At 41.5% G+C, this 439-nt stretch carries 1 protein-coding gene; it reads right to left on the bottom strand.

What is annotated here, in order from left to right; genetic code table 11:
* Positions 1-377 (bottom strand): TRAP transporter large permease subunit (locus FCS21_RS17830; protein ID WP_246047313.1); only part of this gene is annotated, 377 nt, incomplete at its 3' end.
* Positions 378-439 lie beyond the last annotated feature (62 nt).

Below are 439 nucleotides of genomic sequence, written 5' to 3'. Positions count from 1 at the left end.
AGGATAATCCCATAAAACGGAAGAAGCGGTTTCAGCATTGCCTCTGCTTTTACGCCTCCTACACTTGCACCGACATACAGCCCTGTACCTACAGGCGGCGTGATGGATCCTACACACAGATTCATGATTGAAAACAACCCGTAATGTACAGGATCAACCCCTACACTTGTGACGATCGGTAAAAATATTGGTGTAAAAATCAAAATAGCAGGCGCTACATCCATAAACATGCCCACAAGTAATAACACAAGATTGACTAATAACAGAATCACTAGCTTATTATCCGTTACGCCCATAATCAACGAACTAATTGCCTGAGGAATACCGGTAAACGCCATGGCGAAAGACATCATGGAAGAAGTAGCTAATAAGAACATGATCGTCCCTGACATTGCTACTGATTGAAACAACATATTAGGTATATCTTTTAGTTTTACCG

This window comes from Colwellia ponticola (assembly GCF_005885605.1).
In the GTDB taxonomy this organism is placed as follows: Bacteria; Pseudomonadota; Gammaproteobacteria; order Enterobacterales; family Alteromonadaceae; genus Colwellia; species Colwellia ponticola.
This window is presented reverse-complemented; position numbering and strand designations above follow the sequence as displayed.